19 protein-coding genes are annotated in these 25552 nt (G+C 32.0%); 5 read left to right on the forward strand and 14 right to left on the reverse strand.

Features of this window, described 5'->3' with window-relative positions; translation table 11 throughout:
* The first annotated feature begins 44 nt into the window (after positions 1-44).
* From ACPF9A_RS17210 to ACPF9A_RS17225, 4 genes are all read left to right on the forward strand, one after another.
* Positions 45-2954, forward strand: coding sequence for a glycoside hydrolase family 3 N-terminal domain-containing protein (locus ACPF9A_RS17210; protein WP_423998802.1), 2910 nt, complete (start codon positions 45-47; stop codon positions 2952-2954).
* Between the two features lie 19 nt (positions 2955-2973).
* Positions 2974-4113, forward strand: coding sequence for an N-acetyl-alpha-D-glucosaminyl L-malate synthase BshA (gene bshA / locus ACPF9A_RS17215; RefSeq protein WP_303599639.1), 1140 nt, complete (start codon positions 2974-2976; stop codon positions 4111-4113).
* The gene (locus tag ACPF9A_RS17220; protein WP_423998804.1) at positions 4106-4552 is read left to right on the forward strand and encodes a hypothetical protein; all 447 of its coding nucleotides are present in this window, start codon (positions 4106-4108) and stop codon (positions 4550-4552) included. Before bshA ends, ACPF9A_RS17220 begins: the two co-directional genes overlap by 8 nt.
* Positions 4553-4672: 120 nt before the next feature.
* The gene (locus tag ACPF9A_RS17225; protein ID WP_303599637.1) at positions 4673-5854 is read left to right on the forward strand and encodes an OmpA family protein; all 1182 of its coding nucleotides are present in this window, start codon (positions 4673-4675) and stop codon (positions 5852-5854) included.
* A 94-nt stretch (positions 5855-5948) separates the two neighbouring features.
* Here ACPF9A_RS17225 and ACPF9A_RS17230 read toward each other — a convergent pair whose 3' ends face one another.
* The 11 genes from ACPF9A_RS17230 to ACPF9A_RS17280 form a co-directional block, all read right to left on the reverse strand.
* Positions 5949-6626 carry a hypothetical protein gene (locus ACPF9A_RS17230; RefSeq protein ID WP_423998806.1) on the reverse strand — a complete coding sequence of 226 codons (678 nt, stop codon included), beginning with the start codon at positions 6624-6626 and terminating at the stop codon, positions 5949-5951.
* Positions 6623-9997, reverse strand: a complete 3375-nt coding sequence (locus ACPF9A_RS17235; protein ID WP_423998808.1) for a PQQ-dependent sugar dehydrogenase — start codon at positions 9995-9997, stop codon at positions 6623-6625. Before ACPF9A_RS17235 ends, ACPF9A_RS17230 begins: the two co-directional genes overlap by 4 nt.
* A 204-nt stretch (positions 9998-10201) precedes the next feature.
* On the reverse strand, positions 10202-11170 hold the full coding sequence (locus ACPF9A_RS17240) for a UDP-GlcNAc--UDP-phosphate GlcNAc-1-phosphate transferase (RefSeq protein WP_423998810.1): 969 nt from the start codon (positions 11168-11170) through the stop codon (positions 10202-10204).
* 54 nt (positions 11171-11224) lie between these two features.
* Positions 11225-12940, reverse strand: coding sequence for a carbamoyltransferase family protein (locus tag ACPF9A_RS17245; protein ID WP_423998812.1), 1716 nt, complete (start codon positions 12938-12940; stop codon positions 11225-11227).
* 27 nt (positions 12941-12967) lie between these two features.
* Positions 12968-13879 (reverse strand): NAD-dependent epimerase/dehydratase family protein, encoded by a 912-nt coding sequence (locus ACPF9A_RS17250; RefSeq protein WP_423998814.1) that lies wholly within the window; start codon positions 13877-13879, stop codon positions 12968-12970.
* Positions 13876-14649 carry a glycosyltransferase family 2 protein gene (locus ACPF9A_RS17255; RefSeq protein ID WP_423998816.1) on the reverse strand — a complete coding sequence of 258 codons (774 nt, stop codon included), beginning with the start codon at positions 14647-14649 and terminating at the stop codon, positions 13876-13878. The genes ACPF9A_RS17250 and ACPF9A_RS17255 overlap by 4 nt, the downstream gene beginning before the upstream one ends.
* 18 nt (positions 14650-14667) lie before the next feature.
* Positions 14668-15747, reverse strand: coding sequence for a glycosyltransferase family 4 protein (locus ACPF9A_RS17260; protein ID WP_423998818.1), 1080 nt, complete (start codon positions 15745-15747; stop codon positions 14668-14670).
* A gap of 80 nt (positions 15748-15827) precedes the next feature.
* Positions 15828-17051, reverse strand: coding sequence for a glycosyltransferase (locus ACPF9A_RS17265; RefSeq protein ID WP_423998820.1), 1224 nt, complete (start codon positions 17049-17051; stop codon positions 15828-15830).
* Between the two features lie 5 nt (positions 17052-17056).
* The gene (locus ACPF9A_RS17270; protein WP_423998822.1) at positions 17057-18088 is read right to left on the reverse strand and encodes a hypothetical protein; all 1032 of its coding nucleotides are present in this window, start codon (positions 18086-18088) and stop codon (positions 17057-17059) included.
* Between the two features lie 192 nt (positions 18089-18280).
* The gene (locus ACPF9A_RS17275; RefSeq protein ID WP_423998824.1) at positions 18281-19150 is read right to left on the reverse strand and encodes a glycosyltransferase family 2 protein; all 870 of its coding nucleotides are present in this window, start codon (positions 19148-19150) and stop codon (positions 18281-18283) included.
* Positions 19151-19200: 50 nt separating this feature from the next.
* On the reverse strand, positions 19201-20376 hold the full coding sequence (locus ACPF9A_RS17280; protein WP_423998826.1) for a hypothetical protein: 1176 nt from the start codon (positions 20374-20376) through the stop codon (positions 19201-19203).
* 142 nt (positions 20377-20518) lie between these two features.
* Between ACPF9A_RS17280 and ACPF9A_RS17285 the strand changes: the two genes are divergently transcribed.
* The gene (locus tag ACPF9A_RS17285) at positions 20519-21478 is read left to right on the forward strand and encodes a hypothetical protein (RefSeq protein WP_423998828.1); all 960 of its coding nucleotides are present in this window, start codon (positions 20519-20521) and stop codon (positions 21476-21478) included.
* A gap of 1 nt (position 21479) precedes the next feature.
* On the opposite strand, the gene ACPF9A_RS17290 is transcribed toward ACPF9A_RS17285, so the two are convergent.
* The 3 genes from ACPF9A_RS17290 to ACPF9A_RS17300 all read right to left on the reverse strand — a co-directional run bounded on the left by ACPF9A_RS17290 (position 21480) and on the right by ACPF9A_RS17300 (position 25416).
* The gene (locus ACPF9A_RS17290; RefSeq protein ID WP_423998830.1) at positions 21480-22739 is read right to left on the reverse strand and encodes a glycosyltransferase family 4 protein; all 1260 of its coding nucleotides are present in this window, start codon (positions 22737-22739) and stop codon (positions 21480-21482) included.
* A complete protein-coding gene (locus tag ACPF9A_RS17295; protein ID WP_423998832.1) occupies positions 22726-23844 on the reverse strand; it encodes a glycosyltransferase in 1119 nt (372 codons plus the stop codon). The genes ACPF9A_RS17290 and ACPF9A_RS17295 overlap by 14 nt, the downstream gene beginning before the upstream one ends.
* 132 nt (positions 23845-23976) lie before the next feature.
* Positions 23977-25416: a lipopolysaccharide biosynthesis protein gene (locus tag ACPF9A_RS17300; RefSeq protein WP_423998834.1), complete on the reverse strand. Its 1440-nt coding sequence runs from the start codon at positions 25414-25416 to the stop codon at positions 23977-23979.
* Positions 25417-25552 lie beyond the last annotated feature (136 nt).

A 25552-nucleotide genomic window follows, 5' to 3' on the forward strand; every position in this document is an offset into this window, starting at 1 on the left:
CAATAATTTCAATCCATAATAGTTATCTCAGTACATATATTTTTATGCGCTATATTTTTATTCTTATTTGTGGGTTGTTTTGCTGTTCAAGTATACTAGCTCAAAACCCTTTGGTAACCAAAGACAGTACTGCTCAACAGAGATGGGTAGATACCCAATACGCTCAAATGAGCTTAGATCAAAAATTGGGTCAACTTTTTATGGTAAGTGTAGCTTCTAACCAAAGTAAGCAGGCTACTGATCAAATCAAAAAATTAATTATTCAAGAAAACTTGGGCGGTGTAATTTTTTCAAAAGGTGGTCCGGTAAAACAGGCAAAACTTACGAATGATTATCAAGCTGCTTCAAAACTTCCGTTATTGATTGGAATGGATGCCGAGTGGGGTCTTTCCATGAGACTAGATTCTACCTATGCTTTCCCTTGGAATATGACCTTGGGTGCTATTCAAGACAATTCAATTGTAGAAAACGTCGGTTATCAAATTGGTAAGCATGCAAAACGATTAGGGGTACATATCAATTTTGCTCCGGATTTAGATATTAATACCAATCCTAAAAACCCCATTATCGGCAATCGTTCTTTTGGGGAGGATAGAGATAATGTGGTTGATAAAGGAACCGCTTTTGCCCGAGGTATGGAAAGCGCAGGGGTTTTGGCAAATGGAAAACATTTTCCTGGTCATGGTGATACAGAAGTAGATTCTCATCACAATTTGCCGGTAATTCCGTTCTCAAGACAAAGACTGGATAGCTTAGAGCTTTATCCGTTTAAAAAATTAATCAGTTCAGGCTTAAGCAGTATTATGGTTGCCCATTTAGAGGTGCCTGCACTAGAAATGAAAAAGGGAATGCCTTCTTCCTTATCTGAGCAAATTATTACAGGTATTTTAAAAGAAGAGTTAGGCTACGAAGGATTGATTTTTACCGATGCCCTAAATATGAAAGGGGTTTCTACAAAAGGTAAAGATGGTAGTGTTGAATTAGATGCTTTTATGGCTGGTAATGACATGTTATTAATGCCAGAAAATATTGTTAGCGCAAAAGAGAAATTAACTAAAGCTTATGAAAAAGGTAAGTTATCTGAAGAACGCTTAGCCTATTCGGTCAAAAAAATATTACAGGCAAAATATAAGGCAGGTCTTAATAGCTACAAGCCAATTCGTTTAGACAATTTGTATGAAGATTTAAATGGTCTTGAAGATGATATTATTTATGAGCAAGCTATTGAGAATGCAATTACTGTTGTTAAAAATAAGTTAGACTTACTTTCAATTAAAAATCTCGACAATAAAAAAATCGCTTATGTAAAAATGGGCGATTCAGATAATGAGGCATTTGTAAAAGGATTGAAAAACTATGCAGATATTACCGTGGTCGAAGCTAGTGATATCAATACGTTAAAAGCAAAGCTTAAAGATTTCAATTTGATAATTGTCGGACATCACATGAGTAATGAAAGTCCTTGGAAATCATATAAATTTTCAACCAAAGAATTAAACTGGTTACAAGAAATAGCAAGCGAGCGAACTTCTAATATTGTTTTATGTGTATTCGCAAAACCTTATGCATTAACCGATATTGATAGTTTTAACGATATCGATGCAGTGGTAATGTCTTATCAGAATAGCGATATAGCACAAGAAAAAACAGCTGAAATTTTGTTTGGTGCCGTAAGTGCAACGGGTGAATTACCTGTTACTGCTCACAAAGAATTTCCTGTAAATATTGGGGTGCAGGTTAAATCTTTAAGTAGGTTGGGCTATAGTATACCAGAACGGGTTGGAATGAGTACTAAGGGACTAAGACGTATTGACGAGTTAATGAACGACGGGTTAGATAGTTTGATGTTTCCTGGTGGTCAGGTTCTTGTTGCTCGAAAAGGAAAGGTTATCTATCAGAAAAGTTTCGGTAAACCAACATACGATAGCAAAGAAAAAATAACCAACGATTACATATACGACCTGGCTTCTTTGACTAAAATACTAGCCACATTGCCAATGGTCATGAAAATGGAGGAAGAGGGTAGAATTGGCTTGAATAATACATTTGAAGAATTAGTGCCTAACTATTCTAATACTGAAATTAAAAATGTTACGGTATTAAAAGCGCTTTCACATTATGGGCGTTTGCCTGCGTGGATTCCTTTTTACATCAATACGCTAGATGAAAATAAAAAGCCTTCTGGTGAATTTTATAGAAACTCGCCATTACCAGGTTTTTCGACAAAAGTGTATGATAATCTGTATTTAGCAGATGCATACAAAGATTCCATTTATAATAGAATAGGGCGACAAGATTTAAAGTCTAATAGATATCGTTACAGCGACGTTCCTTATTATGTAATGAAAAAGGTTGTTGAAGAAAGTTACGGACAAAGGCTAGACGCATTGTCAAACAATTTTCTTTATAATAGAATTGGGGCAAACCACACTTTCTATAATCCGTTAGGTAAATTTGATAAGAACATGATTGTTCCGTCAGAGGAAGATGACTATTACAGATACGGTACCGTACAAGGTTATGTTCATGATATGGGTGCGGCTATGCAAGCTGGTGTAGGTGGTCATGCCGGACTTTTTAGTAACTCTAATGATGTCGCCAAGATTATGCAAATGTACCTTCAAGACGGATATTATGGCGGTACTAAATTTTTCGATTCACGAACAGTAAAAAAATTTAACACCTGTTATTTCTGCGACAATAATGTGCGTAGGGGAGTAGGTTTTGATAAGCCACAGTTACAACATAGCGGTCCGACTTGTGGTTGTGTATCAAGAAAAAGTTTCGGTCATAGTGGTTTTACCGGAACATATACTTGGGCAGATCCAGAAGAAGAAATTGTCTACGTATTTTTATCTAACAGAACATATCCATCTGCATCGAACACACTTTTAGTTAAATCTGGGTTAAGAACTAGAATTCAACAGGCTATTTACGATTCAATTCTGAATTAAAAAAGGTAGTTTTGTTGTAATGAAAATAGCAATAGTATGTTACCCTACCTTTGGTGGTAGTGGTGTAGTCGCAACAGAATTAGGAATTGCATTGGCTAATAGAGGTCATGAGATTCATTTTATCACCTACAAGCAACCTGTTCGTTTAGAATTGTTGAGTAATAAAATATTCTTTCATGAAGTTCATGTTCCAGAATATCCACTATTTCATTATCAGCCTTATGAACTTGCATTATCTAGCAAGTTGGTTGATACCATAAAGCTTCATAAAATCGATCTTTTACATGTTCATTATGCTATTCCACATGCGTATGCGGGCTATATGGCAAAGAAAATGTTAGAGGAAGAGGGTATCTATGTGCCAATGATTACAACACTACATGGTACCGATATCACTTTGGTGGGTAAACATCCTTTCTACAAACCCGCAGTTACTTTTAGTATTAATCAGTCTGATGTGGTTACTTCAGTTTCTGAAAGTTTAAAAAAGGGTACTTTAGATACTTTTGACATCAAAGGCGAAATTGAAGTTATCCCTAACTTTATCGATGCAAAAAAATACAGTACTTCTTTTACCGATTGCCAAAGGTCAAATATGGCAACTGAAGGTGAACGGATAGTGACGCATATCAGTAACTTTAGAAAAGTAAAACGTATACCTGATGTTATAAAGATATTTAGTAAGATTCAACTTCAAATTCCTTCAAAACTAATTATGGTCGGTGAAGGACCTGAGAAAGAAGGTGCTGAGCGTTTATGCGAAGAATTAGGTATAGCAGATAAGGTTATATTTTTAGGGAATAGTAATGAGATCGATAAGATCTTGTGTTTTTCAGATTTGTTTTTACTGCCGTCAGAGTCAGAAAGTTTCGGACTAGCAGCTCTTGAGGCGATGATAAATAAAGTCCCGGTGATTTCTAGTAATGCTGGTGGTATACCAGAGGTGAATACCGAAGGGGTAAGTGGATTTTTGAGTGATGTTGGTGATATCAACGATATGGCGGCTAAGGCGATTACCATTTTAAAGAATGATAGTGTTTTAGAAAGATTCAAACTGAATGCCTTAAAAGAAGCACAGCGTTTTGATATTCAAAAAGTGGTTCCGCTTTACGAAGAAGTATATGAAAGGGCTTATAAAGGAAGATTCAAAAATGTTTAAATATTTTACTTGTTTTTTTCTGTTAGCGATAATTCAGCTGAATTCTTGTAAGAGCACTGCTCAAAGTAGTTTGCAAGAATCTAATGATACGGGTATGGAACTTATTTTAAATGAGAATTACAGCGGCTTTGAGCAAGAGGAGTATCTTTTAATAAGGAATCAAAAAGAATTGAGTGCTTTTTACGGTAAAATAAACCGGACCAGAAAACCTGGATTGACTCCGCCTTCAATAGATTTTAACATCGAAATGATTCTCATTTGGTGTGGCGATAGTTCAGCTTCTAATTATGCTGATTTAGAGTTGAGTGAGAAGGCTGATTATTTGCAAATTCATAAGATGAAAACTACAGTGTCTAAAGAAGAAAATACCTTAATTGTAAGTCCTTTTAGTATGTACAAGTTGCCTTTAAGTACAAAAACGCTCAAAATTATAAAGTAATTAGTCGATAATAATTCTACATTCGACTAACTAACGATTTTAATTGCTATACACGGTAATTATTTGTCAACCTCCTCACCTACAACTAATTTTACATTTTATAACCCCAAATTTTATATTATGAAAACGGCTAAAATTTTTAGTTTATTATTAATTCTCATGGTATCTTCTATAACTTTTGCTCAAGATGAACTTCAAATCACGGCAAAAGATAGTATTGTACAGAGCTCTTGGATTTTCGGTGTCGGTTTAAACGCTGTAGATGATTCAGGTAATGTTTTTGATGGACTCTTTAATTTTGGAGATGAATGGAATTTAGTTCCTTATCCATCAAGAGTAAGTATCGGTAGATATTTTAAAAGTGGACTTGGTTTAGAAGCTATTGGAACCTATAACCAATATAAAGATGGTAAAAATATTGATGGAGAGATTATAACTGAAAACATCAATTATTTCGGCTTAGATGGTAGAATTACGTATGATTTAAATAAAATAATTGGTGAAACTGCTTGGTTTGATCCTTATGTTGGTATAGGTGCTGGTTATACAGATGCTAATAATAGAGGAAGAGGAACCTATAATGCTATTGTAGGTTTTAGAACATGGTTTTCAGACAGATGGGGATTGGACTTAAATGCTACTGGTAAATGGGCTATGAGCGAAGAAGAAGGTGTTTCTAATCACATTCAGTATGGAGCTGGAGCCGTTTATCAATTTGGTATAGAAAAAGGGCTTTCTAAACGAGGAGAGGAAAAACTAGAGCTTTTAGCGGCTATCGCAAAAGAGAAACAGCGTCAAACAGATTCAATAAATGAAGTTAATCGTTTAAAGGACGAATTATTATTGGCAGAGAGACTTAAAAAACAACAAGAGGAAGATGCATTGGCGGCTGCTGAGAAAGCTAAAGTAGATGCGATTAATAAGCGTAAGACAGAAATTAAGTCGAGAATTGAGAATTTAGGAAATGTATATTTTGATTTAAATTCTTCGGTTGTTAATTCTTCATCTAAAAAGGTGCTAGACTCTTTAGCGCAGGTTTTAGAAGAAATACCAACATTAACTTTGAAAATCACTTCCCATACCGATTCTCGAGGAACTTCGAAATATAATGACTGGCTATCGCAGCGAAGAGTTGATAAGACTAAAGATTATTTATTGTCTAAAGGAGTATCAGCCGATAAGTTGACAACAGAAGCTTACGGTGAAACCCAACTATTAAACGAGTGTGATGACAATACTTATTGTCCTGAAGAAAAGCATGCAGTTAACAGACGTTCTGAGTTTGTGATACTAGAATTTTAATAAGGAATATAGTTTATATAAAGCCCCTTTAGTATTTGCTAAAGGGGCTTTTTTATTATCAACTTAAAAATTTAATGCAATACTTTAATATGCTTTAACCTACAGAAAATGTAAAGACTTCAGAGGTAGATTCATTACCGATACTATCTTTGGTAATAATTTTCCAATAATAGATTTTTCCAGCCTCAACTGGTATATCATTAAATCTAGTTTCTGTTACATCTGTTCCATAAAGCTGAGGGTCTTTTGCTTCACCAAAAAATAAATCATAAGAAACAATGTCGTCATCAGGATCTTCTGAATTCCAGATTAGATTAACCGATGTGCTAGTTTGCGATATAGAGGCTCCCGAAACAGGTGAAATAGCTGTAGCAGGGTAGGGTATTGTAGATTCTAAACCTGGTCCTTCATTATAGAAATTCCAAATTTCGCTAGTACTATTTATTTTTCCAGTTACGAACCATGAATAGGCTACGCCGCGATCTAGGGTAATGGCAATATACGTGTTATCACTTTCTATTAATTCTGTCTGTGAACTTACAAGACTCGTTAAATGTAAGATGTACGGACTATTATCATTTTCATCAGACCACTCAAAGACTAGCTCGCTTTGTGTATCGGAAACGATTATACCTTCGGTGCATTCAGAGTCATCTTCAGGGAAGATAAGAGTGATGTTTATTTGATCTTTGGCGTATTCCAAAACATCTGAATCTACACCGCACGATTGAAGTATTAATAATAGGAAAACTAAAAATCCGCTTTTTTTCACTGTTTTAAAAGTTTGAAGGATTTATTGAAGTTATCATTCTTCAATCTTAAAAAGTAAATACCAGAGCTTAATAAGCTAGTTTTAATTTCAATGATTGATTGTTCAACTTTATAGTTGTCTGAATGTACTAAAACTCCTGTTTCTGTAAAAATAGCTATTTCAATCTTATCTATTGTAAGAGTTTTTAAATCTATTGATAGACTATTACCTACCGGATTCGGATAAATTATTGGAGTCGTTCCCAAGTATATCGTTTCTTCAAATTCCCCTTGACAATGTTGATTAGTATTAACACTTATCGTATTAATTTCATCTAACAACGCAATGCTGATTTGTTCTTTTCTAGTTTGAAAATTTTTACCGTTTACTTGCACGGTATATTCATCAGCACCACTCATTTTTAAGTTGACGCTGTTGGTCAAAGCATCGAAGTCTAAAAGTACACTTAAGGGTAAAGGTTCGGTAATAATTATTTTAGAACAATTTTGATAATTGGTAGAGGTGCTAGAAGATATACATAAATTATATTCCCCTTTGGCCAAGTCGGCAATAGTTAGTGCTTCAATAAAGTCAATAGTTCTATTTTCACCTTCGCCGGTAATAATAGCAGTAAATTCTTCATCGTTTAAAGATTCAATGAATATAGATCCGTTATCTGAACCAATACAAGAAGCACCCGTTGAAGTAATTTTAAACTGATTAGCAGGATATGACGTTACCGTACACCCACTTTCATCTACAATTCCAACATTAGGGGTATTTGGGCAAATATCATTTATATTTAATACACCGTCGCCATCATCATCTCCATCATTACTTGCGGTCGCTATTGTCAATATAAAATCTGTAGTGCAACCTTCTGATGTTGTAAATGTGTATGTACCAGATTGTGAAGTATTCGTGTTCTCCAATACATAATCATTGTTTACGACAGATCCTCCAGGTAAAATGATGGTAAAAGAAATGTCATTAGGTAAAATGCTTAATGTTATGTCCTCTCCTTCAGCTATAGTTACGTTGTTGCTGCCACTATCCCAAGTGCCATCAATTAAATATTCAGGTGTTACACTTTCGTTAGTGCAAAAAACTTCTCCCCATTTTGCAATGTTATTCGCATTGATATTTCCTGCAGTATTAAAATTACCACCAACCAAAAGCTCGGTTTCATTCTTAATAAACTCTAAAGCATTAACTCTAGTATTTACTCCTACATTTGTAGCTGTGCCTAAAGCTTGCCAGCCATTTTGCGTACTCCAGCGAGCAATATTGTTCACTACTTTGTCAACCGTACCGTTATCACTTGCCGTATCAAATGTACCACCAACATATATATAAGTTCCACTGCTGGTAATTGAGTTAACACTTCCACTTACTCCAGTTCCTAAAGCTTCCCAAGTGTTATTGTTTTTATGGTACCGGGCTATTCTATTAACAGTTTTATCTCCGGCAATGGCAAAATTACCTCCAACATATAAATAGTCACCTGCAGAATCCATGGCTTGTACAAATCCACTAGTGCCAGAACCGAGAGAAGACCAATTGGAGCCGTTCCATAAGGCAATTCTTGTTGCTGCTACGCCGCCGGCAGTATCAAAATTTCCACCAATATAGACACTGTTATTATCATCTATATGTATAGATCGCACTTCATTGTTGGTACCTGAAATGTTCGTCGTAGCATCGGTAAGTAAGCTCCAAGATTCATTTTCCCATTTAGCGATATTATTGGCATTCAATCCACCGGCAGTTGTAAATACACCACCTACAAATAATGTCCCGTTTTCATTAAAAGCCATGGTTGATATTGGTCCGTTTGTACCTGAACTCAAGGCTGACCAAGAAGTACCGTTCCACTTCGCTATATTATTAGCTTCAATGCCGTTTACTATGGTGAAATCACCTGCAATGTAAAGAGTTCCATCAGGGGATAAAGCTGTTGCTAGAACAGAGCCTTCTATTCCACTACCAAGTGATGCCCACACTTCTGTAATACTTAAAGTAGCTAGGTCTGATGTACTAGCACCGCCGGCAGAATTAAAGGATCCAGCAATATAACTGGTGCCATTGGTAGATGATGTAATAGATTGTACGATACCATCTGTACCTGAGGATAGTGCTTTCCATTCTCCTATTCCGTTTACGGGAGTGGTTACAGGACCTGTTATGGTTTCTGTTAATTTAAATAGTTTTGCATTCGCCCCATAATCAGAAAAATATAATTCACCAGCTTCATCTTCACCAAATGAGGAAATGAATTCTCCATTTGTTTTAAAGAGTAGTTCGTTGGTGGTACTTCCGTTGGCTGCATTATATGTTAAAGCCCATACACGACCAGAAACATAGTCACCATAAATATATTTATTCTTTAAGTTATTACTTGTTAGCGATCCTCTATAGGTGTAGCCTCCTGTTATTGAAACATCGGATGCACTATGATCATAAAAGAAAATTGGTTTAATATCAGGTGAAGTAGAAAGCAAAGTTTCGCTACCGTAGCTAGGTTCTGTATTAGCCTCAAATCTGTTCCAACCATAGTTACCGCCTCTGGTAATTATATTTATTTCTTCGTATGAATTTTGACCTACATCTGATCCCCAAAGATTACCAGTGGGGTCAAAAGAGAATTTCCAGGTATTTCTAATACCCCAAGCATACAGCTCATCTAATCCTGATTGACCCACTCTTGGGTTATCCGAAGGTATTTCATAATTTCCATTTGGTAGTTCAGTGTTTGTTTCTACCGGATTATTACCATCAAGATCAATATCGATTCTAAGTAAACTGCCAAAAACGGTATTTAAATTTTGACCATTACCTTGTGGATCGCCGCCGCCGCCGCCATCACCAATAGAGATATACAGATAACCATCTGGACCAAAAGCAATTTTGCCACCGTTATGGTTCGAATCTGATTGGTTTTTAGTGAATTGCGCAATGATTGTTCTTGAATCAGCGTCAATCAAGTTAGGGTTAGCGCTGTTAACAGTATAACGAGCAATATTAATTCTATAATTACTGGGTTGGTCTATATAGTAAACAAAAATGTAACCATTAGTACTGTAATTAGGGTGAAAGGCAAGACCTAGAAGTCCGATTTCTTGACCAGCACTATAAGAAACTATTGAAGAAATATCTAAGAATGTACTTTGCTCTTGCGCATTAACATTTTCGTTATTCGGAAACACTTTTATTAGCCCAGGTTGCTCTACGACGAACATGCGGTTAGTACCGTCTACACTAGGCTGTATTTCGGTAGGGAAATTGAATGACAAGTTTGGAAAGGCTTCTTGATAAGATACTTCTTGAGTATAGCTTAATGAGAATACTAAACTAAACAGAATAAATAAAACAAAACATTTATAATTGTACATGAAACAACAGGGGAATTGACTTTGAAAACACTGATAATTAAACTGTTAGTCAATGGTTGTCAATAAACCGTGCAAAAGTAATGAATAATTGTTTTTGTAAAATCAATTTAATGGAAACGGTTAAAAAAAATATCAATAAGACTTTTTTAAAAGTTTTATATCATCTTTAAATCGAAAGAATTCGATAATACTTGTTCATACCTCTTAATTTGCTATTCTAGGTTTAAGGCTCCTATTTAGATATACATGGGATAAAATTAATATTAGAACTAATGGTATTGTAGCGAGAAGTTGAGTTTGCAAACTCTTATGTATAACCAGTAGAACAATACTGTTTACTATAGCTTGAACTATAGCATAACCACCAGCAATAGTTACATGATTTACAGATTTAACATGAACAAAGTTTTGGTACAAATGACTTTTATGTGGTTTAAGAATATTCTCTTTCTTTAGTAATCTTGAGATAATGGTAACTCCTCCATCAACCAAGTATACAGCAATGAACATAAAAGGGACTGGTGAATTCAATTTGAATGAAAATAGTAGGAGTAAGAATGTGATAAAAACCCCAATAGAAATACTGCCTATATCACCCGCAAAGAAAATAGCTTTTTTTCTAAAATTGAAAAAGCCAAAAACTACAATTCCTAGAATACCAAAAACTAGAATTTGATAATCAATACCGTTGAAAGAACGGTTCAATACCAATACAGATAATAAAACTACTAAAGAGTAGAAGCCTGTTATTCCATTAATTCCATCCATAAAATTATAAATATTGATAATTCCAAGACAGAATATTATCAACGGAAAAATTAAAAAGATAGAATTCTCAAAAAGATTTAATTGATAAAATACTAAAACAACAGCGATAATCTGCGCGCCCAATCTGCTCAAGGTTCCCAATGTTTTTAGATCATCAACGAAACTAACAACCGCTACTAAAAATATAGCTGAAAATAGGTAGGGTAGTGGTAAAGATTGCGTAAAAAAATATATAAACAACGATATAACAAATAGAATACCACCTCCTCTTATCGTTTTAAGCGAATGTGAACTTCTATGATTAGGCACATCTTCAATTCCAAATTTCTGCGCTGCTTTTATATATAAATACGCACATAAAAATAGAATTAAAAATGTGATGATAAAAAGAGTAATTGTACTCATTTAACTTTACTTTTTTTAAAGTTCATTGCCTAATTATAAATTGTTTTTTTAATATTATCGTTCAACAACGATATTCTCCATTACTAAAACATCCATAGCTGTTCTTTCAAAGCAAGAATAGGCTTCTGCCGGAGTATTTACTATAGGTTCGTTTTCATTAAAAGAAGTATTTAAAAGAATAGGCACTCCAGTTTTCTTTCTAAAAGCTTCTATTAAATTATAATACCTTGGTGAAACATCTTTATCAACACTTTGTAGTCGTCCAGTACCATCAACGTGTGTAACAGCAGGTATCTCTGCATGCTTTTCTTTTTTAATTGGAAATACTTTTTCCATAAAAGGAACATTTTGGTCGTATTCAAAATACTCACCTACATATTCTTTCAATATAGAAGGTGCAAAAGGTCTAAAGCTCTCTCTTCGCTTAATTTTTAAGTTTAAGAGTTCTTTTGCCTGTTCGTTACGTGGGTCAGCAATAATAGATCGGTTACCTAAAGCTCTTGGTCCAAATTCAGCTCTACCTTGATACCAACCTACAACAGAAGGAACAATTAACTTATCAGAGATATAGTCATACAGTTCGGCATCTTCCATTTTTTTATATGAAACGCCTTTGCTCTTTAAATAAGCCTCAATTTCATCATTACTAAAATGTGAACCTGTTGAGGCAGATTTTTGTTCTCCTGCCCTAGGGAAGTCTAACGTTTGATTGTAATGATATAAAGCAGATCCCATAGAAATACCAGCATCATGACCGGCAGATGGTATATAAAGATTGTCAAAATCTGTATTTGCAATTATTTTACCATTCGCAACAGAGTTCTGTGCGACCCCACCAGCAATACAAATATTCTTACTTCCTGTAGCTTTTTGCAAATGATTCGCCATATGGAAAATGACATCTTCTGTAGCTACCTGTACAGATTTTGCTAAATCTTTATGGTATTGTGTTAACTCTCCTTTTGGATCTCTAGGTGTACCAAAAAGCTCTTCGAACTTTTTAGTAAAGAAAGGTTCAACAATAGGTTGATTGTTCTCATACAAAGCTTTTATTTCACCGAAATATTGCTTCTTCCAAGTCCAAAGACCTTTGTCCTTAAATTTTAATAACTTCTTTACTTTATCTACATATTTAGGTTCTCCATAAGGGGCTAAACCCATTACTTTATATTCGTCACCATAATGTGGGAAACCTAAAAAGTGAGTAAATGCCGTGTATAGAAACCCTAATGATACCGGGTAGTCTATAGAATCTAGAACTTCAATTTTATTTCCTTTACCGTAAGCGAACATTGTGGTTGTAAAATCACCGGATCCGTCAATTGATATTATTGCAGATTCTTCAAATGGACTAGCAAAGAAAGCTGATGCTAAGTGAGCTCTATGATGTTCTACATTAATTAATTTGGCATTGATAATATCTTGAGGAATATTAAACGCATTTTCAAATTGTTCGGCCATAGAAGAAATATCTTTTCTATTTTCCCAGCGATTTTTCAATAATGAAGTACCTGTCTTTAAATTGGTAAGTGCATATAGTGCCTTCTTATCAATTTTAGCTTTAGGATCTCTACCTAAGGTTATGTAGTCTACCTGCTCTAAAGTAGTATTAGCCTCTTTTAAACAAAACTTAATAGCCTCGGCAGGGAAGCCTGCCCAATGTTTTATTCTTGTAAAACGCTCTTCTTCTGTAGCGGCAATTAATTTACCATCAACAAATATTGCTGCTGAAGAGTCTGCGTGATGTGTGTTTAATCCTAAAATTATCATTATTTATAGTTTTAAAATAGTCTTATCTTAATTAATCCATAAGTCAACGTTCTCAACTACACGTTTTGGTTTCCAGCCTATAGCATTCGCTTTTTTAGAAGAGAATGTTAAGTCTGTTGTCATCTGTTTTAGTTTCTTTGTTGAAAAGGGTGCTTCTTTTTTAAATATTTTTTCGGCAAAGTCTCCTAGCATAGCTATATTCCTTGCCAACCATAACGGCATATTTTTTACTTTACTTTTGTTTTTAGCTTTCGTGATTACACTAGATAATTCTTCAAAGCTCGCATCTTTACCATCGGTTAAATTGTAAATACCACTTAGGTTTATCAGTTCTGTTGAAAATTGTGCTATATCTTCTGCAAGTACTACAGATCTTTTCGCTTTGCCATTGGCAATATTAAAAAATCTGCCTTTTTCAATTCCTATAATCATTCGCCCTAAATTACCGGGAGCATTTTGCCCAATAATCAATGGTGGTCTAATTATACTAGTGATTACTTGATTTTTTAAACCCCAAGCAATTATTTTATTTTCTGCTTCAATTTTAGTTTTACCATAGCTATCTGTAGCATTTAACTTAGCTTCTTCGGTAATTCCTTTTCCTGCGGTTGCTCCGTATACCGCTACGCTACTTATAAACATAAAACCCTTTATGTTTTTATTTTCTAACCCGCCTAAAAGATTAGAAGTTCCATTTACATTGACATTATAAAAATCATCTTCATCCGCTTTGGTTTTAGGAATACTATGTGCTTTTCCTGCAATATGAATAACATAATCAATCTCTTGATTAATTTTCGGTACTTCAGCCTTTATATTGCATATTATATCACTATTCTCGCCTCTTCCTAAGGTTAAAACCTCGTGTCCTTTCGCTTTCCAATGATTAACGAAATACTTACCTAAAAATCCATTGCCACCTGTTATTAGAACTTTCATTTAAGAAATTGCTTTAATTTAGGTAGTAATCGATATAGTGGGTATGCTACCGAAACTTCTAAATCATTTGCTTTAAACGCTTCAATACATTCTTTATTTCCTTGTAAAATATTTTTTAAACTTTTATTGGTAGCCCCACCAAGCCTCATTCTAACCATAGGCGTGGGTAGGTATTTACCTTTTATTTTATTTTTTTCTAAAAATCGTAACATTAGTTCAAAGTCAGCGGCAAGACCAAAATTCAAATCAAAATATCCTAATTTTTTATAAATAGAATTTCTAACAAAAAATGATGGATGTGCAGGATGCCAACCTTTCTTAAACGCATTTTCTTTATACGGTCCTGTTACCCAATTTCTAACTACTTTATCAGTATTTAATTGTTCAACATAAACTAAATCTCCATACACACAATCAATGTTTGGATCTTCAAAAGCTTTGACAACACTTTGTATTACTTCATTGGAGTTATAAAAATCATCAGAGTTAAGAATACCTAATATATCTCCTTCTGCTAATTTTAAACCTTTGTTCATAGCATCATAAATACCATCATCTTTTTCTGATATGATTTTAGATACTCTGTTAGGCATATTTTCAATGATGGAAACCGTATTGTCTTTAGAGTTGCCATCAATTATAATATGCTCAATGTTGTCATAGACTTGATTATCGATACTCTTAACACAATCACTAATAAATTTAGAACTGTTATAAGTACCGGTTATAATGCTTACCAATGGTTTTATATCTTGCTTTTCTATACTCATTACAAAATTTATATCAACTTATTGGTTTATTAATTCTTTATAAAAGTCTAATGTTTTTTGAAAGGTATTAATCCAAGTAAACCTTTTGACATTTTCTAACCCTTTTTGGACTAGGTCATTTCTGTACTCTTCAACAAGTAACTGCTTAATGTGTTCAGCAATAAGTTGCGGTGATTCTTCTTCTAAAAGAATACCACTTTCTTCTACAACTTCTGGTATTGAAGATGTATTCATCGCTATAACTGGGCAACCTGCACTTTGGGCTTCTAAAAGCGGAAGACCAAAACCTTCGTACGATGAAGGGTAGACCAGACAAAGAGCTTGGTTGTAAAAAACATTAAGCTCTTCGTTAGATACCCCATTAAAATGAATATAATCTTCACTTTTTAATTTGGCGTTGATATAAGTCTGTTCTTTTTCACTTAAAGGGCTACCTCCAATTATTGCTAAAGGTAGTCCACTTAGTTTACTAGCTCTAACGGTAAGATTAAAGTTTTTATATAAAGCCTTTCGGTCACCTACATATAATATAAATGGTCTACCGTCAAAATATACTTTATCCTTTAATTCTTTTTCATCTATTTGGTAAAAATTAGTACCTACACCATGAGGAATAACTGTAATTTTTTTATCTGTCAATTCAGGAAAAAAATGTAACATATCTCGTTTCGTATTTTCCGAGACACATATAATACCATCAGAATGAACTAATGCTTTTCTTTTTTGATTGGTATGCGCATATAATTGAATACCCGAAAAATAATGTTCATAGGTAAAATCATGAACAGTAGTAATATTTATATGTTTAGAGTTTTTAGAATAGCGATAATAACTGGAATGAAAAATTGATTTTTCACTCAGTTGAGCAAGCTTCGGATTGGTATATCTACCAACCAAACCTGGACTTTTGCCTAAGTGTTCAAAATTAGAAAGATTTAGTTCTTTTCTAAAAATATTAGAAGATTTTTCAGAATCATCAAATAGGTATATGTGTAAGCCCTCTTCTTTTTTAATTCTTTTTAAGATTTGGTACCAATAATTTGATATACCACCTGCATCTTGTAAAGAAAATATAATGTTATCTAAAATTAAATTCATTAAAGGGACTTTTTCAATTTTCAATCGTTGATTTGAAAATGTTAGTTTTTTAATACAAAGTTGATACGTACTGTCTAACGTTAATTTAAAAGAGATTGGTATAGTTCGTCATACTTTTTTAACTGAAAATTTTTGTCGAACTTCTTAATGGCATTATTTCTAATGGTTTGTGAGTGTGTTTTTTTAAAAATATTACCCATGTTGTCAAAAGTATTATAAGCATCTAAATAGTTTCCTTGTTCAACAATTGCACCATTATAATCGGTAATCTCTTCTACGCTACCACCTGTTTTATAGGTGATTACTGGTGTACCACATGATAGTGCTTCTAAATTTGTAGTTGGGTAGGTGTCGGCATAGGTTAAATTCATAAAAACATCTGCTAGAGAATATAATTCAATCAATTCTTCCTTTGAATCAGTTCTTACTATACCGATAATATTTTTTGGTAATGTCTCAATTTGTTGTTTGCTCAACCCAACTAATATAATTCTTTCATCGTCCTTAAGATTTGGAGCAATTTTTATAAAATCTTCCCATCCTTTGGTTTTATCCCATACACTGGCAACGCCAAGAATTATTTTTAAACCTTCCCATCCTTTTTCTCTTTTATAATTTGAATCTATAATTGGTTTAAATGTATTAATATCTATGCCGTTGGTAATAGTATGAATAGGGTAGGGGCTTAAGAACGATTGCTCTACTTTAGTAGCAAGCCATTTAGACACAGGTACCAATGTTAAGTTTTTTACTCCTGTAAATGATTCTTTCTTCTGAATGAAATTTTTTATAGATCGATCAACTAACCAACTTTTAGGGTAAGTATATGTTAATGGACACTTTGTACAGGCTGTTTTATATTTCTCACAATCAATATATTCAAAATGTGTGCAATGCCCAGTAAATGACCAACAATCATGTAAGGTCCATACCACAGGTATTTCGGTATTTTTTACAAATTGAAATAACAATTCATAATTAATGTAATATCCATGAATATTATGAAGGTGAATTAAATCTGGTTTGGAATTTTCAAGTTTTTTTAAAAATTCCTTGGTAGCTTTTTTAGAGCCCAAACCATGTTTGTCAAAGATTCTGGTGTTTAGTATATGTAGGTAATAATCTAATTTAGTTCCTATTTGGTATGTACTGTTATTGGTATCTCTATGGATAGGACCATGTGCAATATGCGGGTCGTTGCCATGAGATTCTAAATAATCACTTATGTTCACACAAATTTTACCTGTAGACCCAAAATTTGATTCTACATTTATTTGAACAATGTTTTTTTTGCTTGTAGTCAAATTAATTATTTAGTTTTTAAGCCCACCATCATTAAAAATTTTGAGCCAAAATCTTTAAACATAGCAATATAGTCTTTCTTGTAATTTGACTTTTTTAATAATGTATCATGAACGGTTTCTAAATATTCTTTTTCTGGTAATAATGTAAAATCATTTCCATTTGTAAGCATACTGAATAATTTATCTAAACCGGTATTTTTTTCATTAGGTAAATGCCAAATGGCAAGGTTAACATCATCAGGCTGAACATTTCTAAAATAGTTTCTATTAGTCCATAAACGTTTTATATACTTATCCATTCCGGCCATAAGTGCGTTATGCTTATAAAAGTAATAACTAAGTACGTGGGCTTCTTCGTTAAACTTAATTTTTTCTTCTTTATGTCGTTTAAGCATATCTTCAAACAATTGAGGAAAATCGTTTGAAACATTTTTTATAAAAACTCCTTTAGCGAATAGAAGTTCACCTCCACTGTAATATGGGTTTTGATCTACAACAACACCAAAGTCATTGAATATCTCTTTCATATTATCTCCGCTAACGCCGTGTATCATGTAATCGGTTTCATGATCAACAACATAGGTAATTGCCATTTCTTCTGCTTTTAGTTCTTCAAAAGCATTATCCATGGGTTGGGTGAAAATACAATCGGAGTCAAGCAAAAGAAAACCATCTTCATTTTGCATTCTGGTAGCCATGTGGTCGATAATGGAAAACTCGAAATATTGATTTCTGAATTTCCCAAAATAGTTATTCGGTAGTGGGTATTTGTTATCTAAAGTGACTACTTCAATATTATTTTTTTTGAAAAATATTTTTAAGTCCATACCATCTATAGTTGGTATATCAATAGTATTCGTAAATACTAAATGAGTAGCATTTTTATTAAAACGTAATGAAGTTTTAAAAAAAAGAACAATACAACGCCAATATACGGCTTGAAATTCTGGGGTAGTAGAATCTCCTTTATTGTTTGGATATTTTGACTTTTCAGAAGATGAATCTAAATAAACCCAGGTGGCTATATATTCTGTCATGTTTTTATTTTGATGCAAATTTTAGATAAAAAAGACTATTAATAGGTATTAATCGGTATATAGAAAATAAAACAGATGTAAAGCTTTTAAAGTATCTGTTGAATTATTTTCTTACAATGATTTTGAAATCTTTAAGTTTATAAAAACTTAAATTAAGATATTTAATAAAAGGTAATTATTTATCAAGCTTGGTTATCTGTTATTTCTTAGCCCTTTTACATAAATTGACGGTAAAACGAGTTTTAATCCCGCGCTAAAAAGTACAAATGGAACACGTAACGGGAAGTGGCGTAACATTAGATTGAAATTAGATTTAAAATCTAGCGCTAAGGGATTTTTTAATAAGGCAAGTCGTTCAGAAAAGGTCTTTTCAGGAAACGTAATGTAAACATCTTTATGATCATCTGTGCAGGTACCTGAGTATTCAGGAGTTGTTAACACAGGAATGTCTTTATTTACTGCTTTTAGTGTGTAGTCATAATCGGCAACACCATGTATGTACCCTTCAGAAAGTATACCTATTTCTTCAACCACTTCTTTAGGTACCAACATAATATTGGCATTCCCCAACTCACAATTTTGAAAATGTCCGTTCGGTTCTAAAAAATGGTATTTAAAGGTAAATTTGTTTGTTAATTTAGCTCCGCCATAGCTTATTTTTTTAGTGCTCTCGTCATAAGTAGAGCCTAAATAAATACCGCTTTTTCCAAATTTTTTTTGGCAATATTCATGAGTATTTAAAAGTTCTTCAAATACATTTGTAAATACATTGGTATCATCGTTAAGTAATAAGTAGCCATCAAAATCACCTTTTAAAGCTTCTCTCCACGAATTACGCATACCGCCGGCCCAATACAAGTTTCCATTGCCTTTTAAGATGACAGCATCTGGAAATTTTTTCTTAACGGTTTCTCCAGTACCATCAGTTGAGCCATCGTCTGTTAGGTAAATTTTTAAACTTACTTTATCTGCAACCTTTAGATATGATTTTAAAAGAAAATCTAAAGAGGCAAGGGTTTTATCCTTTCTATTAAAACAGGTAAGAAGTACTGCGATGGTCATTTTACTTTAAAGGTTTGTTGAGAAGTTAAAACAGAATAAGAATGATTTTATTATTTTTTCTCCTCACTTAATGTTAAGCTTTCATTGATTATACCTTGAAATAGACAATAAAAAACAAAAAGTTGGATAGAACCATCTAATATGGGTTCAACAAAAAACTGAAGATAAAAAGCAATAAAGTAAATAAGAGTTAAATTTTTAAGCCGTAAAGGTAAAATCTTATTTTTAGTTACTTTGTAAACATTGATTGTTGATCTTATGGAAAACCATACTAAAAGTATGAAACAAATAACTGTTCCAACTCTGGCTGCATCTAACCATAAATTATGTGAATATCCAAATTCTGTAACATCCCAGCCTAAAGGTTTGTCAATTAAATTTTCGATTGACTTTGTCCAACGCTCTGTTCTTCCTCCAGCAGTTCCGGCTCCATATTTTTTGCTGTCCATTCTATCTGCATAAGCAGAAAAAATATCTGACTTAGAATTGATAGATATATATGAAATTGAAAGTATTGTAAATACCGTTAACATAATCAACGATATAGCTTTTTTTACAATGCTCTGTTTTGCTAAAAAATAGAATATTGAAACAAATAAAGTAATTAGAGTTATACCCAACTGTGTTCTGCTCCCAAGTCTTAGGACGGCAATAAGTGATAAAGCGTAAATGAGGATAAGAATCAGATTTTCTGAATGTTTATTTTTTTTAAAACTAAATAGAATAATTCCGGGTAAACACATGTTTGCAAATAAATAGGCAGCCATACCAGTAGCATTCATAGGGTCATGACTCCATATCATTGAAACATCCCTATTCACTTGATAAAAGCCTACATTGTAAATATTTAAAAGTACAGATATCAATGCAATGAGTGAGTATATTGTAGCAATTAATAATAGTATTTTATAAATATTCTCAAAATTATTTATTTTATTAGAGATTAATTTTCCTAATAAATAAAAGGTTGGAGGGAATAGTAAATATATAAAGATAAATTGTGAGCCGCTTATGGGGTTAAAACTATAGTAAACAGCATAAACCGCTGTAAAAAGCGTTATGAAAACAATATCTTTATCTAATAACGGTAATATTGCTTTACCGGAAAGAAAAAAATAAATAAAAATTAAATATCCAAAAGCAAATCCAAAATTGAATGGATCAATTAGATATAATGTTAAAAGTACAATTGGACCAAGTCCAATTTTTTTAATAATCGATAGCATAAACAAGTTGTTTGAATGTAACAAGATATTAATCTTCAAATCTATGGCAATATTGCAATTTATTTAGAGTTATGAAGAGTAAAATTATTTTTAACGCTGAAATCATAGGAAATACCTATGAAAATATAATTTAAAATTATTTATGATTTATTTAAAACCTATTGGTGGATTATGTAATCGTTTGCGTACTATAGATTCTTTAATTTCTATTTGTAAAAATACAGGACAGGATCTAACCGTATTATGGGTATTGGACGAATCGCTAAATTGTAGCTTTGAAGAGCTATTTAATATTCCAGAAATTAAGGAATTTAAATTTGTAATTTTAGATTGTCCGGTTGGATTTCCAGAATCGTTTTTGAAGAGTTATGGTAAGAAGAGCGATGGAAGTTTTATTTATAACAGTCACGAACTTGAATTTGTTAGAAGTCTGAAAAATGTCTTGAAGCAAAGATATTTAAGTAAATTACAAAAATCTGTTATATCTCAAATTCGTAATTTGGATTACGAACATGTAGTTGTAAATGAACAACTTTCAGTTTTGTATAATTCCCAGAATATTAATAATTCAGTTAGAGAGCTTGATGAAAATTTCCTAAAAATTGTTGAAAAAAAATTTATTGATTTAGTAGGTGATTATTATATTTCTTCATGTTATAGAGTTTATCCTATTGTAAATAATTACACATATTTTAAGCCTGTACCAGATTTAATTGAGAAAGTACATAAAAAGAAAAACAGTTTCAAAAACACTTTTGGTTTGCACATAAGAAGATCTGATAATACAATTTCAAAAGATTTCAGTACAACAGATCTTTTTGTCCATAAAATAAATGAAATTTTAAAAAATGAGAAAGATGCTTTATTCTTTTTATCTACTGATGATGAAAAAACAAAGATAGAATTGGAATTTAAATTTAAAAATAAAATTATAACGAATCCTGTGTCAAATTATGATCGAAATCACCCTGATGCCATTAAAGATGCAGTTTTGGATTTATATTGCCTAAGTAATACAAAAAAAATTTTTGGATCTCATCATAGTTCATTTAGTCAAACAGCAGCAGATATAGGCGGCATAGAAGAAGAAACGGTAAGATAATTTATGTAGTAGATATATCGTTATAAATCTCTAAATTACGATTTACGTTTATTTCCCTATTATGTCTTAACTCTCCAGATACAATAGCATTAGCGCTTATTCTTTCACATAACTTACGGTTATTAAATAGTTTAATTATTAATTGGGCTAAAATTACTGGTTCTTCAAATCTATACAAAAAACCATCATGGCCAGAATTAACTAAATTATGATTTCCACCTACATAAGATGCAATTGATGGCACGCCCAAAATTTGAGCTTCTCCTAATGAATTAGGGCTATTCTCGATACTTGATGGACATACAAAAATATGACTTTTCAGATATTGGTCTTTCATTTGATGTTCATTTAAAATACCCAAAAAGTTGACATTTTCTTTTAAATCATATTTGGTGATTAGTTCTTTAATAATTTTTGCAAATCCCGTTATTTTATAATTACTTCTTGCAAGAATATTTTCACCTGCGATATTTAAAATCACTTTTGAATTATAATTTTTGACAATACTTAATGCTTCAAGCATTTGATGTAATCCCTTTATAGGGTAAGAAGACTGGCTTAAAAAAATCGAATTCTGTTTTATTAAATTAAAATCCCATTTGGGAGGGGTATAAAAAGAATTTCTAAGAGTTTCATTGCAAAAATGATATTTTATATTATGATTTATTTTTTTTGCATGTGCATAATCCCAGTCAGTTCTACCCATTACGTTTTTTGTCTTACTGAGGTATTGCATTTCAAATTTACCTCTTTTTTTATAATTGGATTTTCCTTGCCATATTGTATCAAATCTAACAATATCCCTAAAACTGATGTTTTTTAAAATTGTGGAGAAAGGAAGGTTGGCCAAATAGTATTTTACGTAAACACTAACTAAACCCTGAATAGATATAACATATTTTTGTTCAGGACAGGAATTCATCAACGCTAAACCGTGTGCATATTCAGTTCCATGAATATGAATTACATCTGGCTTTAATTCGGTTATTAGTGTTTGCCATTCTTTTTCTAAGCCTTCATCATAATCTTGATTACTTTTCATAGATGGCAATAGATGAAAACTGATTTTATTAGCATGAAACTGTTTAATACTTTCAACTTGATAAGCCGTAGCAATATGTAATTGAATAGAATCTCTGGTTTTAATATTATTGGCTAAACCATTTACCCAGCCGCCTACGTAAGACTTTTCTAATTTTAGAAATTCGGCAACTTCTGGGAATAGTTCGTTAATAACCCATAAAACTTTAATTTTCTGCATGTAGGAATATTTTTTTTAAGGTAAGGATTTGTGATTTTGGGTTCCAGTTTTGATCAATAACTTTATAACATTCATTTCTGATTTTATCTCTAATTTCAGTATCTATATTTAACCAAGGTTTAATTTTTTCTAATAAATCTTCTTGATTATTCTCTTCATAAAAATCTCCAGTTTTATCTGGGGTAATAACTTCGTATTCAGGCATTTGAGAATTGAAATTGTTGTTTGAAATTACAGGTGTTCCATAAGTTAAGCTATGGAGTGCCGTTAAACCAACAGGTCCTGGAGAAACACAAATATTAGCGTTAAAAATTAGTTCGCCAATTTTTTGTTCTTCGTAGCATGGACCGTAAAACCAAACTTGCTTCAATATGTTTAATTTAGTGGCTATGTTTAAAACATCATTATCTCCTAAGTCCTTTCCAATAAATACAAGATTGCAATTGTTTCCACTTTCATTTAAATAATTGAGGCATTCTACTAAATTCTCTAACTTTTTACTTTTTTGGATTCTTCCAATATAAATAAGAGTAGGGAAATTATTTTTAAAATAGTTAGTAAAAATTGAAGATGGTTTTAAAGTTTTTCTAATATTTATTTGTTCATCATGATTTAGTGAATTGTAGATACATATCAGTTTATTAGGATTAAATCCTTTTTCAATCATTGTACTCCTAGAATGATTTCCATATAATAGAATTAAGGGGCATAATTTAAAAAAAAGTTTTTCAAACCACTCCATTTTATTATTATCACCTTTTATTCCATGACTCCATGGTACAACTTTTTTTCCAAGAATATTACCTAAAATAATTAGAACCCAATTTGATATGTAATACGGTTCTCCAGTAATAATGTAATACTTGTATTTACTAAAAATCAAGGACCAAGCTCCTTTTTGCCAAGAAAAACTTGTGTTCAGAATAGATACATTCTTTAATTCTTTTTTAAAGCCTTTAAGTAATTTATAGTCTAATTTTTTAATTTCGCTTTTAACTCGATCACCAAAATAGAAATCACATTTTAATTCATCATCCATTAATTTATATATTGGAAAACGATAATGTGGTGCTAAATTAAAAATACAGCAAATTTTATTTTTCATTAATTGGGTACTTTCTCATAGTTAATAGACGCACAAAATGTACAAAGGCATTTTCAAAATAATTTAAAATGAATTGAATATATTTTATAGTTGAACTCATAACTAAGAAAATTTTATAGTATGAATAAAACATTAATTATTTCCCTTTAAGGACTTGATTTTTTTAAATAATAATTCAAACTCTTTAATTTTAAAAACTTTTATTAATAATATATATACAAATATAATAACAGGAGTTGTAACAATCAGTTTAAGTAAATTACTTTCAAAAATTTTCATAAATAAAAAACCGGTAAGTGCCATAATAATACCACTTATTAGTATTTTAAATATATCTTTTAATTGTTGTTTAGAACCATATTTAAATAGTTTTCCCGGGAAGTAATTATTAATAAAATAATGTAATGTTGTAGAGGTTAGTTCCGCCAAAGCTATATAGTAAATACCATATGGTAGAGCAATTAAAAGTAATATAACTCTTACTGCAATTTTAAAATATTCTTGTTTTAAACTTAAGTCTGTCCTTCCTATTACGTATAGCATATTTGAACTAATACCAGTCATAATTGTAATTAATCTAGCTATGCAGAAAATCTGCATAATTGGTATGGCCATTGCCCATTTTTTGGAAAGTAGTAAGATTATCAAAGGTTCAGCATATATTGCTAAACAAAGAAAAATTGGAATAGTTATTAATGCAGTCATTTTTAATAAAGTTCTACAATATGACACTAAAACTTCAATATCACTTTGAACTGTAGAAAGACTTGGTAAGAGTACACTGTTAATAGATGAGTTAATTACACTATAAGCCATGTCTGTAAATTGGGTACCTCTTGTATAAAAGCCTAATTGTTTAGTACCTATGTATTTACCTATAAGTATGGCGTTTAAATTACTTAAGATATTGGCTAATAGATTTGATATTAAAAGTCTAGATCCAAATGAAAACAGTTTTTTAAACGATTTTTGGTGAAAATTTAATTTTGGAAATTTATCTATTGTAAGCCAAAATAGAATTGTTGAAACAACTCCCTTAACTAAGACTTGTACGACTAAAGACCAAGCTCCCCAGCCTATGTACGCTGCGCTAATGGCCAAAATACCGCTAATTAAGGTTGAAACAAATGTAATTTTAGCAATTTGCCTAAAATTCATTTCTATAGTCAACAAAGTCGATGGAACGGTAAATAATGAATTCAATATTAGTGAAATCGCTAAAACCCTTAATAAGTTTTTAAGCTCTGGAATCACATAAAATTCAGCTAGTAATGGTGCAGTAAAGAACAGTATAATGTAACATATAATAGCAACTATTATATTAAAAGAAAGTACTGTAGAAATATCATTTTGAGTCCTTTCTTTTGTCTGAATAAGAGCTTGACTAAAACCACTATCAATAAAGACTTGTGATATTGTAATAAAAACAATAAGAAGACCAAAGGTACCGTATTCAGCAGGAGTTAATAGTCTTGCTAATACGATGCCCAAAGCAAAGGAAATTAATTGTACTGATAATTTTTCAATAGCGCTCCAAAGTGCACCTTTAAATATTTTATTACCTAATTCCAAAAATTGAAGGGTTTAATAATTATGTGATAGGATTCAAAAAATTAACCAAAAGTTAAATGATTAGGTTGTTTTGCAACCCTTGTATTTATGTTTAAATACTTTTCTTTATAATCTAATATAAATTTTAATTTTATTA

Origin of the sequence: Maribacter sp. IgM3_T14_3, from assembly GCF_049603095.1 — a bacterium.
Taxonomy (GTDB): domain Bacteria; phylum Bacteroidota; class Bacteroidia; order Flavobacteriales; family Flavobacteriaceae; genus Maribacter.

Bases quoted from the DNA above. Each gene is read 5' to 3' on its own strand.
- ACPF9A_RS17210 (WP_423998802.1), top strand. From the start codon at position 45: ATGCGCTATATTTTTATTCTTATTTGTGGGTTGTTTTGCTGTTCAAGT.
- bshA (WP_303599639.1), top strand. From the start codon at position 2,974: ATGAAAATAGCAATAGTATGTTACCCTACCTTTGGTGGTAGTGGTGTA.
- ACPF9A_RS17220 (WP_423998804.1), top strand. From the start codon at position 4,106: ATGTTTAAATATTTTACTTGTTTTTTTCTGTTAGCGATAATTCAGCTG.
- ACPF9A_RS17225 (WP_303599637.1), top strand. From the start codon at position 4,673: ATGAAAACGGCTAAAATTTTTAGTTTATTATTAATTCTCATGGTATCT.
- ACPF9A_RS17235 (WP_423998808.1), bottom strand. From the start codon at position 9,997: ATGTACAATTATAAATGTTTTGTTTTATTTATTCTGTTTAGTTTAGTA.
- ACPF9A_RS17240 (WP_423998810.1), bottom strand. From the start codon at position 11,170: ATGAGTACAATTACTCTTTTTATCATCACATTTTTAATTCTATTTTTA.
- ACPF9A_RS17245 (WP_423998812.1), bottom strand. From the start codon at position 12,940: ATGATAATTTTAGGATTAAACACACATCACGCAGACTCTTCAGCAGCA.
- ACPF9A_RS17250 (WP_423998814.1), bottom strand. From the start codon at position 13,879: ATGAAAGTTCTAATAACAGGTGGCAATGGATTTTTAGGTAAGTATTTC.
- ACPF9A_RS17255 (WP_423998816.1), bottom strand. From the start codon at position 14,649: ATGAGTATAGAAAAGCAAGATATAAAACCATTGGTAAGCATTATAACC.
- ACPF9A_RS17260 (WP_423998818.1), bottom strand. From the start codon at position 15,747: ATGAATTTAATTTTAGATAACATTATATTTTCTTTACAAGATGCAGGT.
- ACPF9A_RS17270 (WP_423998822.1), bottom strand. From the start codon at position 18,088: ATGACAGAATATATAGCCACCTGGGTTTATTTAGATTCATCTTCTGAA.
- ACPF9A_RS17275 (WP_423998824.1), bottom strand. From the start codon at position 19,150: ATGACCATCGCAGTACTTCTTACCTGTTTTAATAGAAAGGATAAAACC.
- ACPF9A_RS17280 (WP_423998826.1), bottom strand. From the start codon at position 20,376: ATGCTATCGATTATTAAAAAAATTGGACTTGGTCCAATTGTACTTTTA.
- ACPF9A_RS17285 (WP_423998828.1), top strand. From the start codon at position 20,519: ATGATTTATTTAAAACCTATTGGTGGATTATGTAATCGTTTGCGTACT.
- ACPF9A_RS17290 (WP_423998830.1), bottom strand. From the start codon at position 22,739: ATGCAGAAAATTAAAGTTTTATGGGTTATTAACGAACTATTCCCAGAA.
- ACPF9A_RS17295 (WP_423998832.1), bottom strand. From the start codon at position 23,844: ATGAAAAATAAAATTTGCTGTATTTTTAATTTAGCACCACATTATCGT.